Annotated in this window: 15 protein-coding genes; 8 read left to right on the top strand and 7 right to left on the bottom strand. The window is 42.8% G+C overall.

Translation table 11 applies throughout. The annotated features are described in order from the left end of the window. Positions 1 to 368 precede the first annotated feature (368 nt). Complete coding sequence (locus PR799_RS10160) at positions 369 to 1,274, top strand: winged helix-turn-helix domain-containing protein (protein ID WP_272521936.1); 906 nt, start codon at positions 369 to 371, stop codon at positions 1,272 to 1,274. A gap of 5 nt (positions 1,275 to 1,279) precedes the next feature. Then, entirely contained in the window at positions 1,280 to 1,741 is a 462-nt protein-coding gene (locus tag PR799_RS10155) for a hypothetical protein (RefSeq protein ID WP_272521935.1), read from the top strand. A gap of 58 nt (positions 1,742 to 1,799) precedes the next feature. On the opposite strand, the gene PR799_RS10150 is transcribed toward PR799_RS10155, so the two are convergent. After that, positions 1,800 to 2,132 (bottom strand): helix-turn-helix domain-containing protein, encoded by a 333-nt coding sequence (locus tag PR799_RS10150; protein WP_272521934.1) that lies wholly within the window; start codon positions 2,130 to 2,132, stop codon positions 1,800 to 1,802. 676 nt (positions 2,133 to 2,808) lie between these two features. Between PR799_RS10150 and dmsA the strand changes: the two genes are divergently transcribed. The 4 genes from dmsA (at position 2,809) to dmsD (ending at position 7,464) form a co-directional block, all read left to right on the top strand. Continuing rightward, on the top strand, positions 2,809 to 5,253 hold the full coding sequence (gene dmsA / locus PR799_RS10145) for a dimethylsulfoxide reductase subunit A (RefSeq protein ID WP_272521933.1): 2,445 nt from the start codon (positions 2,809 to 2,811) through the stop codon (positions 5,251 to 5,253). A gap of 11 nt (positions 5,254 to 5,264) precedes the next feature. After that, positions 5,265 to 5,882, top strand: a complete 618-nt coding sequence (locus PR799_RS10140) for a DMSO/selenate family reductase complex B subunit (RefSeq protein WP_036950397.1) — start codon at positions 5,265 to 5,267, stop codon at positions 5,880 to 5,882. A gap of 1 nt (position 5,883) precedes the next feature. Beyond that, entirely contained in the window at positions 5,884 to 6,741 is an 858-nt protein-coding gene (locus PR799_RS10135) for a DmsC/YnfH family molybdoenzyme membrane anchor subunit (RefSeq protein WP_132496824.1), read from the top strand. A 108-nt stretch (positions 6,742 to 6,849) separates the two neighbouring features. After that, complete coding sequence (gene dmsD / locus PR799_RS10130; RefSeq protein ID WP_272521931.1) at positions 6,850 to 7,464, top strand: Tat proofreading chaperone DmsD; 615 nt, start codon at positions 6,850 to 6,852, stop codon at positions 7,462 to 7,464. 37 nt (positions 7,465 to 7,501) lie between these two features. Here the strand turns inward: dmsD and PR799_RS10125 are convergent, their stop codons facing one another. From PR799_RS10125 to codB, 6 genes are all read right to left on the bottom strand, one after another. Beyond that, on the bottom strand, positions 7,502 to 8,110 hold the full coding sequence (locus PR799_RS10125) for a sulfite oxidase heme-binding subunit YedZ (RefSeq protein ID WP_154626241.1): 609 nt from the start codon (positions 8,108 to 8,110) through the stop codon (positions 7,502 to 7,504). After that, positions 8,110 to 9,117, bottom strand: coding sequence for a protein-methionine-sulfoxide reductase catalytic subunit MsrP (msrP, locus tag PR799_RS10120; protein WP_195848209.1), 1,008 nt, complete (start codon positions 9,115 to 9,117; stop codon positions 8,110 to 8,112). Before msrP ends, PR799_RS10125 begins: the two co-directional genes overlap by 1 nt. A 109-nt stretch (positions 9,118 to 9,226) precedes the next feature. Then, positions 9,227 to 10,588: a heavy metal sensor histidine kinase gene (locus tag PR799_RS10115; protein WP_272521930.1), complete on the bottom strand. Its 1,362-nt coding sequence runs from the start codon at positions 10,586 to 10,588 to the stop codon at positions 9,227 to 9,229. Continuing rightward, positions 10,585 to 11,256, bottom strand: coding sequence for a heavy metal response regulator transcription factor (locus PR799_RS10110; RefSeq protein ID WP_154626247.1), 672 nt, complete (start codon positions 11,254 to 11,256; stop codon positions 10,585 to 10,587). Before PR799_RS10110 ends, PR799_RS10115 begins: the two co-directional genes overlap by 4 nt. 172 nt (positions 11,257 to 11,428) lie before the next feature. Continuing rightward, positions 11,429 to 12,727, bottom strand: a complete 1,299-nt coding sequence (locus PR799_RS10105) for a cytosine deaminase (RefSeq protein WP_272521929.1) — start codon at positions 12,725 to 12,727, stop codon at positions 11,429 to 11,431. Then, positions 12,720 to 13,967 (bottom strand): cytosine permease, encoded by a 1,248-nt coding sequence (gene codB / locus PR799_RS10100; protein ID WP_272521927.1) that lies wholly within the window; start codon positions 13,965 to 13,967, stop codon positions 12,720 to 12,722. The genes PR799_RS10105 and codB overlap by 8 nt, the downstream gene beginning before the upstream one ends. 802 nt (positions 13,968 to 14,769) lie before the next feature. On the opposite strand from codB, the gene dcuC reads away from it, so the two are divergent. Together dcuC and PR799_RS10090 are read left to right on the top strand one after the other, a co-directional pair. Further along, positions 14,770 to 16,044: a C4-dicarboxylate transporter DcuC gene (gene dcuC, locus PR799_RS10095; RefSeq protein ID WP_154602186.1), complete on the top strand. Its 1,275-nt coding sequence runs from the start codon at positions 14,770 to 14,772 to the stop codon at positions 16,042 to 16,044. Between the two features lie 15 nt (positions 16,045 to 16,059). After that, positions 16,060 to 17,325: an amidohydrolase gene (locus PR799_RS10090; RefSeq protein ID WP_036949898.1), complete on the top strand. Its 1,266-nt coding sequence runs from the start codon at positions 16,060 to 16,062 to the stop codon at positions 17,323 to 17,325. The last annotated feature ends 36 nt before the right edge of the window (positions 17,326 to 17,361 follow it).

The raw sequence follows: 17,361 nt of genomic DNA, 5'->3' as shown, positions 1-17,361 counted from the left end.
TATGCATATCCAAAGATTCAAATTTAAATTACCCATTTTTAATGGAAAGAACTGTGCAGGAGAAATGATAGATAATAAAAATCATTTCCATCATTAAGAGATGAATACTTTGGAGCCTGCTCGCTCTGTGATGCAGAATACTCTCACTCCTCAGCTGGATAAACTAAATAAACTACTTAAGTATTTTTATTTATATGTAATTCTAAAAATATTCATTATTAACAGTGTGTTGTGGATTTGTGGTGCTAAAAAACTTAATAAAACCTTCAAATTTATTTTAGATTTTTATGATTTATTTCAATTTTCGGTTCACTCGTATGGGTAGTATAGTGTGGCGATGTTTTACTATATTAATAAAGAATGAAATTATGAAATCGAGTATAAAATATATAATTAATGACAAGTTTGAGTTTGACTACACCAATAAGAAAATCACATACATACTTAATGGAGATAAACGTAAAGTTCTAACGCCAGCTGCGAATATTCTTTTATTTTTAATAAAAAACAAGGTAGATGGAGATAATGAAGTTATTTCACAAGATGAGCTATTTAGTGCAGGTTGGGGTGAAAAAAAGAAGTTTGTGACAATAAATACGTTTTATCAAAACATTTTATTGTTACGAAAGGCATTTAGCGAACTCGAACACAATTTTGAGATAATAAAGAATATTCCTAAAAGAGGCTATAGGCTTGTTGATGATATACATATTCTTAACTCATCGATAAATAATGTAAATAGTAGTAGGTTTAGAAATAAGCACAAAATTGATAGGAAATATGATGGGAAAATAGAAAAAATCCATATCCCTAAAGTGGAAAAAGTAGAAAACCATAAAAACATCAGCATAAATACTCCTCCTAAATACCCCTCTGGGTATATTAAAAAAAAGAATGTGTGGTTCAGTTTCTCAAATCGTGAAGTGAAAAAAACAATCATTATGCTAGTTCTAATTGTGTTGATGACAACAATTTTTTTTAGCTATATAGATTTTCAAAAAAAAAGTAGTAGCTTATCGAACTACACTCATTGTGGAGAAATTAAAAGCAAAATAATACTCTGTAATAAACAGATGGATTTAAATGCGAACTTATCTAAATTTCTATCAGATGAAATTATTTCAAAGTCATTTGATGATTATCAATATATGTATGTGATAAGACGGAATTTCACTAATAAATTATCAATCATTTATTGTATCAGAGAGTTAGATTCATTTTCGTTAAAAGATAATGAATGTGTTTCGTATTACATCATGGATTGGGCTGGATAATAAAAATGAAAAAAAGCATCTTGAAAGCTGTTGTTTATACATCAGCAATTATTCTTTCTTCTATTGCGGTATACCAGGTTAATAAGTCAGATGACATTATTTGTCGTTCCTCATTTAGGACTATTTCTATTGAAGAGAATGTGAAACTTTCTTTGAGTATTTCTTATACCTTAGGCGATCATGAAGGGTGGGTGAATTTAAAGGGTAAATTTAGCCAAAATGGTATTGAGAGTGAGGTAGCTAGAAAGGTTTATATCGATATTATAAAGATCGGCGATAGCCTTAAAATCAAATCCAAGAAAAATATTCTATTGAATTCGGATAATACAGATTCTTCGGAGTTAGAAAAATATTTATCTCAGTCTTATTTGGACCCCAATCTAGATATGGATATCTTTCTTTATCCTCAGAAGAGTGGTGGGTATATCTTTTTCACCAATGATATGTATGCTTTTTATTGCAAATGATTAAATATGAGCGTGATAGATAATCTGCCCAATAAAGAAATTATCTATCACTACCTCTTTAATCCTGTGTATGTAGTCGTTTAACTATCATGACAAGGTCGTTGAGGAAAGTCTCAATATCCATGTCAAGTTTGCTAATAATTAAAAATAATCTCGGTAATGTGATATTACTGATCCCTACCTCATACCGTGAAAACTGTTGCTGGCTGACACCAACACGGCTAGCGATTTGGCTTCCTGTCAAACCCAGTTCTTTTCTTTTTTTTCTTATGTAGTGCCCGATTAAATTGTTTATTTGAGCTTCATTCTCTCCGGCAAAGTAAAAGCCAATATCTTGAATGGGTAACTTATAGGTTTGCGTGCTTTCAAAGGAAAGGTGTTCACTCATCATATGTCCTCTTACGTGATGGGATCATAATTGTTGTATTTCCACCGAGGGGTGTAAACCAAATTAAAAATCAAATAGTTTTTAGTCTTTTAATCTAGGTTTTTTATGTGGTTAGGGGATTTCTTTATTAAAAAATTAAGTTTTTATATTTCCTTAATTAAAAGCAAAATGAGTATTTTGAATGAGAAATAGCCTCAGGAGATAATAAAAATCAATCTCATTGGTGTTATTATCTGTTGTTGGCGATATCACAATAATTTGTACAATATGATGTTTTTTAAACAATGGGTCTTCTCGCTGGAATATCGATAAAAATAATCAGAAAATAATAAAACTTTAAGGGTGTTATTTTTGGATAATCATTTGAATATAGACAATTATATATTATAAATCTCTTTTTTATATATTCTACTATATAACGAATTAATGAAATAAACTGCGAGTTAAGCAGCATAAATACATTGATGATGTTGATTATCAATATGTTTATTGATGTAAAACAATCTCTCAAATTCTCCGATTGATATTATTAACTCAATCAAAAATTCTAATTACCTCTAATTATGTGGCTGGCGGTTTTATCGCTAATGGCACACAAACTACATTTTTTATTCCGTTATTTTAGCGAAAAAACTTCTTATTATTTTAAGCAATTGCAATTTAAGTGAGCGAGTTATATATGGCCAATATAAAAGAGAAAGCTGCTGTTTTTGCTCCTCTTAGCCGTCGCGGCTTTGTGAAAGCGGGCGCCGTGACAGGTTTAGCCGCCGCCGCGGGAGGATTTTCTCTTCCGTTTAGCGCTTCAGCGGAAACAGAGCAAAAAACATCGACACCATCAGGAAATGAAAAAGTTGTTTGGAGTGCGTGTACAGTTAACTGCGGAAGCCGTTGCCCACTGCGCATGCATGTTGTAGATGGCGAAATCAAATACGTCGAAACCGATAATACCGGTAATGACGTGTATGAAGAGCTGCACCAAGTCCGTGCATGTTTACGTGGCCGCTCTATGCGCCGCCGCGTCTATAACCCAGACCGCCTGCGCTACCCAATGATGCGTGTAGGCAAACGCGGTGAAGGTAAATTTAAGCGAATCAGTTGGGAAGAAGCTTTCGACGCTATTGCCGATAACATGAAACGCTTAATTAAAGATTATGGTAATGAGTCAATTTACCTGAACTACGGTACAGGTACTCTTGGCGGTACCATGACAAAATCATGGCCACCGGGCGCGACTTTAATTGCGCGTCTCATGAACTGCTGTGGTGGCTATTTAAATCATTATGGCGATTACAGTACCGCACAAATTGCGGCAGGTCTGAATTACACTTTTGGTGGCTGGGCAGACGGTAACAGTCCATCAGATATCGAAAACTCTAAATTAGTCGTGATGTTTGGTAACAACCCTGGCGAAACGCGTATGAGCGGCGGCGGGGTGACTTACTATGTTGAACAAGCACGCGAAAAATCTAACGCAAAAATGATCATCATCGACCCTCGCTACACCGATACAGGTGCAGGGCGTGAAGATGAATGGATCCCAATTCGTCCGGGTACTGATGCGGCGCTGGTTAACGCTATTGCGTATGTGATGATCAAAGAAGACTTAGTGGATAAGCCATTCTTAGATAAATATTGCGTGGGTTATGATGAAACCACCATGCCAGCTGGCGCACCCAAAAATGCGCACTACAAAGCTTATATCCTAGGTGATGGTCCTGACGGTCAAGCGAAAACCCCTGAATGGGCAGCATCCATCACCGGTATTCCGGCGGCGCGCATTGTGAAATTAGCTCGTGAAATCGGTACCGCAAAACCGGCTTACATTGTGCAAGGTTGGGGACCTCAGCGTCGTTCTAATGGTGAACTGACGTCTCGTGCTATCTCAATGCTCGCGATTTTAACCGGTAACATCGGTATTCATGGCGGTAATACGGGGGCTCGTGAAGGCTCTTACAGTATTCCATTCGTGCGTATGCCGACCTTAACTAACCCAGTGCAAACTAGCATTTCCATGTTTATGTGGACAGACGCTATCCTGCGTGGTCCTGAAATGACGGCTACCCGTGATGGTGTCCGTGGTAAAGACAAATTGGATGTGCCAATTAAAATGGTATGGAACTACGCTGGCAACTGTTTAGTTAACCAACATTCAGAAATCAACCGTACCCACGATATCCTGCAAGACGAGTCTAAGTGCGAAATGATTGTGGTGATTGATAACCACATGACCGCCTCTGCAAAATATGCCGATATCTTACTGCCAGACTGCACTGCATCTGAGCAAATGGATTTCTGTATGGATGCTTCCGCGGGGAATATGTCCTACGTTATTTTTGCTGATCAAGCTATCAAACCGCGTTTTGAAAGCCGCAATATTTATGAAATGACCAGCGAAATTGCCAAACGTATGGGTGTCGGTGAGCAGTTTACTGAAAATCGTACCCAAGAAGAGTGGTTGCGCCATTTATACGAACAATCTCGCGCTGCATTACCTGAGCTGCCAACGTTCGAAGAGTTCCGTGAGCAAGGTATTTTCAAAAAACGTGACCCTAAAGGTCACCATGTGGCTTACCAAAGCTTCCGCGAAGACCCAATTGCAAACCCATTGACCACGCCATCAGGCAAAATCGAGATCTATTCCGCGCAATTGGCGGAGCTGCAAAATTCATGGGAGCTGGAAGAAGGGGATGTGATCCATCCATTGCCAGTCTATTCCGTTGGGTTTGAGCAGTACGGCGACCCATTAATGGAAAAATTCCCATTACAGTTGACAGGCTTCCACTATAAATCACGTACCCACTCAACGTATGGCAACGTGGATGTATTGAAAGCGGCTTGTCCTCAAGAGTTATGGATCAACCCACAAGATGCGGCGAAACGCTCCCTGAAACATGGGGATTTAGTCCGTGTCTACAATGACCGAGGCGAAGTGCGTGTCAAAGTCAAAGTCACCCCACGTATTTTACCGGGTGTGGTTGGTTTGGGTGAGGGTGCATGGTATGACCCGGATGGTAACCGCGTTGATCATGCGGGCAGCATTAACGTGCTGACCACTCAACGTCCATCGCCATTGGCGAAAGGGAACCCATCACACTCTAATCTTGTTGAAGTTGTGAAAGCTTAAGGATGCCAGATATGTCAACGCAATATGGTTTTTATATCGATTCAAGTCGTTGCACTGGCTGCAAAACCTGTGAGTTAGCGTGCAAAGACTTTAAAAACTTATCTCCAGAAGTGAATTTCCGCCGTATTTATGAATATGCGGGCGGTGATTGGACTGAGCAAGATGGTGTTTATGGGCAGAATGTTTTCGCCTATTACCTATCTATTTCGTGTAACCACTGTGATGACCCAGCGTGTGCCAAAGTGTGCCCAAGTGGTGCGATGCACAAACGCGAAGATGGGTTTGTGGTGGTGGATGAAGAGGTCTGTATTGGTTGCCGCTATTGCAGCATGGCGTGTCCTTACGGTGCGCCTCAATTCGACCAAGTCAAAGGTCATATGACCAAATGTGATGGTTGCTATGAGCGTGTTGCAGAAGGCAAAAAACCAATCTGTGTGGAATCTTGCCCATTACGTGCATTGGATATGGCGCCGATAGAAGAGCTACGCGCTAAATATGGTGATTTAGCGGAAATCGCACCATTACCATCGGCTGAATATACTCATCCAAATATCGTTTTAAAATTGAATGCCAATAGCAAACCTGTCGGTGATACCACGGGTCATCTGGCTAACCCGGAGGAAGTTTAATATGGGCGCGGGAATTCATGAATGGCCATTGATGTTTTTCACCGTTATTGGTCAAAGTGTTGCAGGTGCATTTATTGTGATGGCAGCGGTTTTGTTAAGTGGAAAATTATCCCCTGAACTTAACCGCAAAGTGCATTACAGCATGTTCGGCCTGTGGGTGTTAATGGGAATTGGTTTCTTATTATCCACGATGCACATGGGGACCCCATTGCGTGCATTTAATGCCTTCAACCGCTTAGGGGCTTCTTCACTGAGTAATGAAATTGCCAGTGGTGCAATCTTCTTTGCCTTTGGTGGCTTGTATTGGTTGTTGGCAGTGTTAAATAAAATGCCGGCTGCGCTAGGTAAATTATGGTTAGTGGTGGTGGCTGTTCTTGCGGCTATCTTTGTGGTGGCAACTTCCCGTGTGTACCAAATCCCAACGGTACCAACATGGAATAACAGCTACACCATGATCAACTTCGTGCTAACGGCATTCTTGGGTGGGCCTATCTTAGCCGCGCTGTTATTGCGTGTGGCTGGGTTTGACCTGCAATGTATCCGCCGTCTCCCTGCATTGAGTGCGATAGCATTATTAGTGAGTGCAGCCGCGGCAATTTCCCAAGGATTTGACTTGGCGAGCATTGAAACCGCAGTACAAAAAGCAACGGATTTAGTGCCTGATTATGGCTTCTTAATGGATATTAAGATTGTTGCCGTAGCGATGGGGCTGGGCTGCTGGATCATGCCGTTAATCGCGAAACGTAATCCATCCGTTATTAACTTGGGTATCGGTACCCTGTTAGTGTTGGCGGGCGAGATTGTTGGACGCGGTGTGTTCTATGGTCTGCACATGACCGTGGGCATGGCCGTTAACTAATCGTCATCTCAAAGGCTTAGCAGAAAGTTGCTAAGCCTTTCGTTTCCAAGAATTTTTATCAATAATAAGCAAAACAACAAATAACACATGAACAGTGGATTACACACCATGAACGAACTCGCTTTAAATGATGTTTCTGTGACAGCTCGGATCCTTGGTGCGGCATTCTATTATTCCCCTGACCAAGTGCCCGAAATTATCGAATTATTGGTATCAGGCGAGTGGGTAGCAGATTGGCATTACGGCTCTGAAGCGCAAAAACAAGGGATTGCCGCAGAGATGGCGGCAATGCAACGTGATGATGAAACCCTTGATGAAGCCTATCAACGCCTCTTTATTGGCCCTTACGCACTTCCTTCTCCACCGTGGGGATCGGTCTGGCTTGATAAAGAAAATGTGCTGTTTGGCGAGTCTACCTTGCAACTTCGCGAGTGGATGCAAGCCAATCAAATTGATATTCATTTAACGCAAAACGAGCCCGAAGACCATTTTGGTTTATTGATGATGATGGTGGCTTGGGTAGCGGAACACCAACCTGAAAATCTTTCTGAATTACTCGGTAAACATATTTTGCCATGGGGCCTGCTCTATTTAGACAAAATACAGGAAAAAGGCGATTCTCCATTTTATGTGGGGTTGAGTAAGCTGGCGCATTTAACGCTGGTGGCTTGGCAGGATTCGATGAATATTGAAGCGGATAAAAAGCTGATTTTTTATCGCTGATGAATTGGTTGGCGATCTTGGGGATCGCCAACTTATTTTAAGGTTTGATCTGCTGTTTTTGTTGGTTCCAAACGCGATAAGCAAAGGCACTACCCACTAACACTAAGTAAATGATTGGCTCAGGCGTTAGGGTTTTTAATGACAAAGCATAGTGGCAAAGTGCGAGTAATAGCGTTGGGTAAAGCAGCATGTGAATTCTTTTCCACCATACGCCTAGGCTCATTCGTATGCGGTTGAACGAACTCACCGCCATTAAAAATAAGCATAGCCAAGCAGTGGCGCCAATCACTAAGTAGACCCGCGAAAAAACTTCCTCGAAAAAGAGTGCTAAATTATTGATGCCAATCTCCAGTAATAAATAGCTACTCAAATGCAGTACAGCCCAGAAAAAACACCATAATCCCAGTAATTTTCGTGTCTGAAACAGCGTGGTAAATCGCAATAATTTAGCGATAACGGGGATCAGGGCGATAACGACGAGCAAACGTAACGCAGCTATCCCCGTAAAATGTTGGATATCTTTAGCGGGGTCTGCGCCAAGTCGCTGGGTATCAATTAAAAAAACCAGCCATACCAAAGGAAGCAGAGCAATAAGATGAAAGCCTCCTTTGGTTAATCTCACTAATAGCCTGTTTTCTTGGGGCATTAAAAGTATCTCCGTAAGTCCATCCCCTGATACAAGTTTGCGACTTGGTCACCATATCCATTAAACAGCAAAGTAGGCTGTCGGGTCACTTGACCTAAACCCCCTGCGCCAATAAAACGCTCGGTCGCTTGTGACCAACGAGGATGATCAACTTGCGGGTTCACATTGGCAAAAAAACCATATTCACTGGGCGCGGATAGGTTCCATGTGGTGTCTGGCATCTGCTCAGTTAGGCGAATTTTGACGATAGATTTAATTCCTTTAAAGCCATATTTCCAAGGGACAACCAAGCGGATCGGGGCGCCATTTTGATTGGGTAATGTCTTTCCATATACGCCAGTGGCAAGTAAGGTTAGTGGATTCATGGCCTCATCTAAACGCAGCCCTTCAACATAGGGATAAGGTAAACCACCGCCGATATAACGGCTTTTTTGTCCCGGCATCTGTTCAGGGGCATAACGGGTTTCAAAGGCGACATATTTGGCTTTGCTGGTGGGTTCCACCAATGCCAATAATTTAGCTAATGGAAAACCCACCCAAGGAATAACCATTGACCAAGCTTCGACGCAGCGCATGCGATAGATGCGCTCCTCTAGGGGAAACTTGGTGTTGATATCATCTAAATTCAGGGTCAAAGGACGATTCACTTCCCCATCAATAGTGACCGTCCATTCGTCGGTAATGAGGGTATGTGCGTTTTCAGCTGGGTCTGATTTCCCTAGCCCAAACTCATAAAAGTTATTATAGCCAGTCACTTTATCTTCGGGCGTCAGTGTTAACGATGACTGAAATTCTTCAGGCTGAATAAATGTGAGGGTTTTTCTTGGCGTCGCGGGCGTTGCTGGGGCATCGTCACTTAACCAAGAAAATAAGCCGGCATTTGCTGTCGCTGCAACGGTTAAACCTGCCGCTCCCACACCTAAGGCTTTGAGTAGCTGCCGGCGCTTCATAAAAAAAACGGACTCATCCGTGATTTGAGATCCGGGGATTTTAGGTAACTTTTTCATTGTGCGCTCCATAGCAAAAAGAGGAATGAGATCAGTTATACCGAATGCGTGATAAAAGTGGCTGACAGTAAGATGACAAATTTGTCATCTTACTTAATTGTAGGAAATTTTAGACTGTAGGAAATGTTAGCGTAATAGTGCTGGTACCTGCATTATGTTCAAAGCTAACCGAACCGCCATGTAGTTCAACAATGGCTTTGACAATCGCCAGCCCCAACCCAGTTCCCTCCGTGGTTCTGGCATTATCTCCGCGCCAAAAACGGGTGAAAATTTCCGTGCTATTTTGTAGCGGTTCCCCTTGGTTAGTGATGCGGATTTCTCGTTGCTGGGGAAGCTCTACGATTTGGGTGACCACGCGAGTGTTTGGGTGAGAGTATTTAATCGCATTAGCAATAACATTCATGAATACACGGCTGAGTAATACCGGATCAGCATCAAGTGTGAGAGTTGAAGATTCACAATACAACGTAATTTGCTTCTCTTCTGCATACGCAGAAAATAGTTCATAAACCTCATTCACTAATGCTGAGATTGAGAGATTTTCTCGATTCAACGTAATGTTTTTATTTTCAGCACGAGCAATAAATAATGTGCTTTGGATCATCTGTGCCAGCTTATCGAGCTCTTCAATATTGCTAATGATGACCTCTTCATATTCGCTCACATTGCGGGAACGCTGGAGCGTAATTTCATTTTGCACTCGAATAGCATTAATGGGCGTTCTTAGCTCATGCGCTAAATCATCGGCGAACTGGGTTAGTTTAACAAAGTCATGTTTTAGCCGTTGGCGCATGGTATTCATTGATTCGCCCAGCTCTTTTAACTCTTGTGGAAGCTGATCAATATCGATCGGATCATTCAATGCATGAACGTCTGTTTTGATCGTGATCTGACTCAGTGATTGAATATCGGAGAGCCCTTTTTTCAACAGCCATAAACTCAGTAATCCCATCAACAGTATTGAGAGGGCAGACACAAGCACGCTTTGGGTTAAATATTGGGTTAATACCCCGCTGCGATCGACGGAGACTTTACCGAGTACTACATGGAGCTGCCCTAATGGTGAGCTCATGGCGAAATAGACCGCGGAGATGGGAATGCTTTGTGTGGTTTGCCAATGGTTGATTGCATGGATATTGAGCTGCTCGAGGTTAACTAGCCGCAGTGGTTGGGTATCCAGAAGTTCGCTGTTAGTCGCGACGAGTATGTGCCCACTCGCATCAGAAATTTGGATTAAATCTTGGCGCATGTCCATCATACTTTGGAAATACATCGGCAGCGTTTTGATATCGATGCCACCCGAAATTAACTTAGCGAGTTGTTCCGCGCGGTTTACTAGCAAATTATTGTCTTGTTCTGACAGCTCATTTTTCAGCGAGTGATACAAAACCCATGTCACGATGCCAGCATTAGCGACCATCAGAATGATAAACAGGGAAATAAGTTGAAAGCGCAGCGACTTTTTTTTCATTCTATTGGCCTATTTAAGCGGTATCCCATCCCTCGAATGGTTTCGATAAGCTTAATTTCAAACTCATCATCAATTTTCTTTCTCAATCGACGGATGGCGACATCGATGATATTGGTATCACTGTCAAAATCGATGCCCCAAACCTCACTGGCAATTAAGGTTCTCGGTAAAATTTCATCGCTATGCAGCACGAAAAACAGCAACAAAGAAAACTCTTGGCGGGTTAAGATTATTTTCTTTCCTCCGCGTTCAACATCATGACGGGTCAGGTCTATCTTTAGATCTGCAATCGTCATGGTTGTCGAGGTTGGTTGATTCACTTTGAGTTGGTTTTTAACGCGCGCTAATAATTCAGAAAACGAAAATGGTTTTACAAGGTAGTCATTGGCACCAAGCTCTAAGCCTTTAATTCGATCGTCTACGGCATCCCGAGCCGTGAGGCAAATAACGGGAATACTTTTGGCGGTACGTAAGATTTTTAAAATATCCCAGCCACTCATACCGGGCAGCATGATATCGAGGATCACCAATTGATAATTGTTTTCTAATGCAAAGTAGAGTCCATCGCGACCATCGTTAGCCACATCCACTAGAAAACCGGCTTCTTCTAAGCCATTTTTAACCCAGCCTTGGGTTTTTAGGTGATCTTCAATTAATAGTATTCTCATGGAAACCCAGTAATCGTTTTATTTGACTTAATTCATATTAAAGAAACTTTTACTGTAAAGAAACAGTCTGGGGTTTAGCAATAAAAATGAGGTAAATGAAGATATTTCAGAGGAAAGAAACACGGGGCACTCATTGATTGCAGGCTCAACAAGCCCCGTGCTGGGGTAAAGCTTAGTTCTCGCTATGTGGCTGATAGCCGTAACGAATCGTCTCGACATCGTCGAGTTGAATTTGAGTCACAGTTGGTTGCGTAGTGGCAATCACGCGACCATCGCGGATGGAATAGCGTACTGGCACTTGGCGGCGTACTGCATCAAAACCGTTTTCAGCAGGCAGGATCAGCAGGCTTGCGCGTTTCCCTTCATCGATACCGTAGTTTTGCAAATTCAACGTTTTCGCACTGTGCTCAGTGATAAGCTTTAAACCATCATTAATTTGGCCATAGCCCATCAGTTGGCAAACATGCAGACCCATATGCAGCACTTGCAGCATATTTGCGGTGCCGAGTGGATACCACGGGTCGAACACATCGTCGTGACCGAAGCAGACATTGATATTTGCGGCGAGCATTTCCTTCACGCGGGTGATACCACGGCGCTTTGGATAGGTATCGAAACGACCTTGTAAGTGAATGTTCACTAACGGGTTGGCGACGAAGTTAATCCCTGACATTTTCAGCAAACGGAATAAACGGGATGCATAAGCCCCATTGTATGAGTGCATGGCTGTGGTATGGCTGGCGGTAACGCGCGCGCCCATATTTTCACGATGAGCAAGGGCGGCAACAGTTTCGACAAAACGTGACTGTTCATCATCAATTTCATCACAGTGAACATCGATTAAACGGTCATATTTTTGTGCCAGCGCAAAAGTTTTATGAAGTGATTCCACACCATATTCACGGGTGAATTCAAAGTGCGGGATGGCCCCGACTACATCCGCCCCTAAACGTAGTGCTTCTTCTAATAGCTCTTCGCCGTTTGGATAGGACATGATCCCTTCTTGCGGGAAAGCAACGATCTGCATATCCACCCAAGGCGCGACTTCTTTTTTCACTTCCAGCATCGCTTTCAGTGCCGTTAAAGTGGCATCGGAAACGTCAACGTGGGTACGAACATGTTGGATACCGTTAGCAATCTGCCATTTTAACGTTTGCCAAGCGCGCTGTTTCACATCGTCATGGGTTAGCATTGCTTTGCGTTCAGCCCAGCGTTCAATCCCTTCAAACAGGGTGCCAGACTGGTTCCAATTTGGCTGCCCAGCGGTTTGCGTTGTGTCCAAATGAATGTGTGGCTCAACAAACGGTGGAATGGCTAAGCCACCTTCACCATCAAGGCTGTTCGCTAATACTTCACCTTTGGGCTGCGGAACGATAGCTTTAATTTGTTGATTTTCAATATCGATTCGCCACAGGCCTTCACGCTCAGGCAAACGGATATTGTGGATATGTTGAATATGTTGATTAAGCACGGGTCATCTCCGAATTAGTGGCGCGTACGCGATTCAATAGTGGATTCAGGATGGCGTAGCAGATAGCGCCGCCAAGCACTGCGTTAACTGGGACAATTCCCGGCAGCCAATGTCCTGCGGCAACACCCGCAGCCACGGCTATCAACGCACTGATATTCACATCGCGCATTTTGCTCATGTCAAAAGTGGCATAGCGATGACGATACATTAAGTAATCCGCGATGATAATGCCACCAATCGGTGGAATGGCTGCGGATAAAAAGGTCAGCCAGCTAACAAAGTTGTTGTACAGCCACAGTGCGCAGAGTGTGCCCACTAAGCCGTTGATAATGGATAACGTCTTGCTGGATAAGCCCGTAATGTTGGCGAACCCTAAGCCAGATGCGTATAGCGCGTTGTCGTTGGTTGTCCAAATGTTCAAACCAAGCACGATAATTGCGGGTAAGAGTAATCCTTGCGCGATCATCACGTCGGAGATATCCGCCATGCCTAAGGAAGCTGCTCCCGCCGCACCGAAGATAAACATCAGTGAGTTACCCAAGAAGAACGCCACAATCGCCACCAGTACCGCGATTTTCGGCTTACGCCCGAAGCGCACGAAGTCAGCGGTTAAAGTTCCCGCACTGACAAATGAACCGACGACCATCGCCAGTGCGAGGTTGAAATCGATAGGTTGTTCCGGTTTTACCATTTGCATAGCGCTTAAACCACCGGCATCAGTCACGGCAAGATACACGGAGTAGCTTCCTAAGATAGCAATGGCAGGGACGGCGACAATGGACAGCACGGTTAACGCGGAAATACCGAAGAACACGGTGACGGTCATCAAAATACCTGAAATACCAATCAGTAAGTTGATATCCCAACCTGTAGCTTTACCGACAGGAATGGCGAACATGGCAACGCCGACGCCGAACCAGCCGACCTGTGTACCGCCAAGTAAGAAAGAAGGGAGCCAAGAGCCGCGAATACCGAAAGAATAACGAGCAAGAAGGTGGGTTGTTAAGCCTGTTTTAGAACCGATAAAACCAAGGAAGGCGGTGTAGACACCAAGAATAAGATTACCAATGAGAACTGCGAGGAAGAAATCGTTGAAACTAAGACCGGTACCGAGAGCGCCTCCGGTCCACATGCTGGCGGAAAAGAACGTTAAACCCAGCATTACAAAGGTTAATGCGAGCCCGCCTTTTCTTGCGGATATGGGTACTGGCTCATGACTATAATTTTTATCACCGGACACAATTGCCTCCTGTAGCTTTCCTCTGGCCAAAAAAATCTGACGAATTCTATAGCCGTAAAAATAAAAAGCAAACGGTTTCGTACATTCTTAAAAAGAATTAATGAATTATGCTTTTGTTCATTTTTTATTCTAGTCTGTCGCGTCACTGGAAAGGGCGTGAGACGGTAAAAGGCCTGATGGGGTGAGATAAAATCACGATGAAAATCTGTGGTCAAAACAGCTAATGATACAAACAAAAAACGTGAAATTAAGATAAAAGACTTCCGAATGTGTGGGTGTCGATGGTTCGTTTTTTTTATTTATATTTATTCAATAAAATATAATGTTAAAACAACTTTTAATATTTTATTTATTATTACGCATTTAAATTGTTGATTGGGATTTATTACTCATTTTTTTGAGTTAAACATGATTTCAATCTAAATGAGAATCTATATTTATAAATCTAATTATTTATGTAATTTAATATTTAATCATTTAATAAGTAAAGAGTAAAAAAAGAGTTTCAATATTAATGAAATGATAACAACGTTAATTTTATAGTCATTTTGACGGAGTTTAATGTTTCTTTCTGGTTGATCATGATTATGTTTTTAAAGGATATTTTTTAATTTTGAATGATTTTTTTATAGTAAACATCGCGCTGATCACAAAATGGCGGTTAATTTCCAGATAGGGAATTAAAATTGATATTCCTCAATTAAATAAAACAATTAAAGTTCACAATGAATTACCAATTAAAAAATTCATTCTTTTCTTTATTTGTTCTATCTATTTCTCCAGGGAATAAAAGAGGTTAGTCATGATAATACAAATTATCGCGGCATTAGTTATCGTTGCTACAATTTATCTTTTAATTAAAAAATATGAAACTCGGATGGTATTAATTGCTGCGGGGCTAGTACTTTGTATTATTAGCCTTGTGCCAATGGATGCCTTAAATGCATTTAGCGAGCGCATGGTTTCGGCTCCGCTGATCCAAGCCATTTGTTCCAGTATGGGTTTTGCCTATGTGATGAAATACACCAAGTGCGATAAACACTTAGTACTGGTGTTATCTCGTGTTCTGACTCGACTGGGTTTTTTCCTGATCCCCGCGGCAGTCGTACTGACTTTCTTTATTAATATCGCGATCCCTTCTGCGGCTGGGTGTGCTGCTGCGGTGGGTGCGACATTGATTCCGTTACTGATTGCTGCGCGTATTCACCCAGCTATTGCTGGTGGTGCCGTGCTGTGCGGTACGATAGGTTCTATGCTGAGTCCCGGGTTGTCACATAACCCATTTGTGGCGCAGATGTCGAATATGAGCATTGTTGACTTAATTGCTCGCCATGGGCCATACAGCTTAGCCGTTGGGGGTATCGCCGCCGTTTCCTTAGCGGTAGTGGCTTTAGTGAAAAAAGAGTACAACATGAAAGCGGTTGTTGAAGTGAATGGCACCGCAGGCACAGAACAAAACGCAGCGGCAGAGCAACCAAATTATCTTTACGCGACAGCGCCGTTTATTCCATTGATTCTATTAATTTTGCCATTTATGGATGCACTGAAAGCGTATCAAATCAGTGTGCCAGCAGCGATGGTCATCGGGGCAATTTATGCGTTAGTTATCACGCGTACTAACCCTTCAACCATTACTAAAGAGTTTTTTAAAGGAATGGGGAATGCTTATGGGGATGTTCTTGGGATCATCATCGCTGCTGCCGTTTTCTCTGCGGGTCTCAAAGCATCTGGCTTAATTGATTCCTTTATTGGTTTTCTGATCCACTCTCCTGAATTTGCACGTTGGGGTGGGACATTGGGCCCATTCTTAATGGGAATTATCACGGGTTCAGGTGATGCAGCCGCGTTTGCTTTCAACGAAACGGTAACACCATTTGCCCAGCAATTTGGTTATGAAATTCCTGACTTGGGGATGGCTTCTGCAATTTCAGGTGCACTGGGTAGAACCATGTCACCGTTAGCAGGTGCAGCTATCGTCTGTGCAGGCTTAGCCAATGTGAACCCGATGGAAATTGTGAAGCGTACTGCGCCCGGCATGATTGTTGGGGTGATCTTCATTGCGCTCATCATGCTTTAATTTTAAGGAGATAACATGTCAAACATTACATTAGAACAACTGACTCAATGGCGTCGTGAATTTCATCAATACCCGGAAATTGGTTGGTCTGAGTTTTTAACCACAGCAAAAATCGTTGAAGAACTGCGTCGTTTAAACTTGGACGTCAAAGTGGGCCCGCAAGTGATCAACCCTGAATATGCCTTTGGACGCCAACAAAAAGTGGTTGATAAAGGTTTAGCGGTGGCGAGAAAGCACCAAGTTGATGAAAATCTGCTGGCTGAAATGCAGGAGCTGACAGGGTGTGTTGCCATTTTCGATAGCGGCAAAGCGGGACCGACAATCGCACTACGTTTTGACATTGACTGTGTCGGCGTGACAGAAAGTACCGATGAAACCCATCGACCAAAAAATGATAATTTTAGCTCTTGTCATCCTGGCGAAATGCACGCGTGTGGCCATGATGGGCATATCGCGATTGGTTTAGCGGTTGCGCATTGGTTAGTGGCAAATAAAGAGAGCTTATCTGGCAAAGTAAAACTGTTATTCCAACCTGCGGAAGAAGGCGTTCGTGGTGCGAGAGCGATGGCAGAAAGTGGCATTGTGGATGATGTGGATTATTTCTTAGGGGCGCACTTAGGGTTCATTGCCAATAGCGGTGAAATTGTGATTAACCCAACCCATTTCCTCTGCACAACAAAACTGGATTTTCGTTTCAAAGGCGCACCATCCCATGCGGGAGCTGAGCCTGAATTGGGGCGTAATGCGTTAGCCGGCGCTTGTCATGCCACAACGCAAATGTTGGGAATTTCAAGACACGGTAAAGGAATGTCGCGCATTAACGTTGGAGTACTGAATGCCGGTGAAGGGCGAAATGTGACGCCATCCTATGCGCAAATGCAGATAGAAGTCCGTGGTGAAAATGAAGAGATTAACCGCTTTATGAGCGAAAATGCGATTCGCATGGCAGAAGGTTCCGCGCACAGCTTCCAGTTAGAAATGGAAAGTGAAGTGATGGGAGAAGCGGTTGATTTAACCAATGACCAAGAGCTGATTGATACCTTAGCAAGTGTGGTAGGGCAACATGGGGAATTAACGGCAGTGGCGACTCGCCCGTTTGGCGGTAGCGAAGATGCCACTATCTTGGCAAAACGCGTCCAGCGTCATGGGGGTAAATCTCTGTATTTTGTTGTCGGTGCAGACAGAACCGCAGGGCATCACCAAGCTAATTTTGATTTCGATGAAAAACAGATGTTAACAGCCTATCAGCTGTATACCGGATGTTTGGTGTCATTAATGTAATTTTGGATGATGGGAAAAGCCGCTGAGAGAGTAATC

Source organism: Providencia sp. PROV202, from assembly GCF_028479565.1.
GTDB classification, from domain to species: Bacteria; Pseudomonadota; Gammaproteobacteria; order Enterobacterales; family Enterobacteriaceae; genus Providencia; species Providencia zhijiangensis.
This window is presented reverse-complemented; position numbering and strand designations above follow the sequence as displayed.